The organism is Oleiphilus sp. HI0128, from assembly GCF_001635365.1.
In genome coordinates this window covers 1-306 of the sequence record NZ_LWGG01000443.1, presented here as the reverse complement: position 1 = coordinate 306, position 306 = coordinate 1, and the positions used below count along the sequence as shown (strand labels likewise).

The window sequence follows — 306 nt, the reverse complement described above, 5'->3', positions numbered from 1 at the left end:
GTGACTTATCGAGCAAGCTCTTACCAAGCGCTAGGCTTTCGGCTTCGCGTTGGTCTTTCAAGTAGTGCCTTATGCTGCTCTTGGCTTTACCGGTTGTGACAATATTCAGCCAAGCCCTACTTGGTTTAGCGCTAGGGGCAGTGACTACTTCAACCGTTTGCCCGCTTTGTAGAGGTACGCTCAAGGGGGCAAGTTGTTTGTTTACGCGACAGGCGACACAAGCATGACCAATATCGGTATGGATAGCATAGGCGAAGTCGATTGGGGTTGCCCCCGCAGGTAATTCGAGAATCGCGCCTTTGGGTG

1 protein-coding gene is annotated in these 306 nt (G+C 52.0%); it reads right to left on the bottom strand.

Annotation, left to right across the window (positions count from 1 at the left end; translation table 11 throughout):
* Window positions 1–306: TGS domain-containing protein (locus A3763_RS05435; RefSeq protein ID WP_156494937.1), on the bottom strand; the 306-nt coding region annotated here is incomplete at both ends.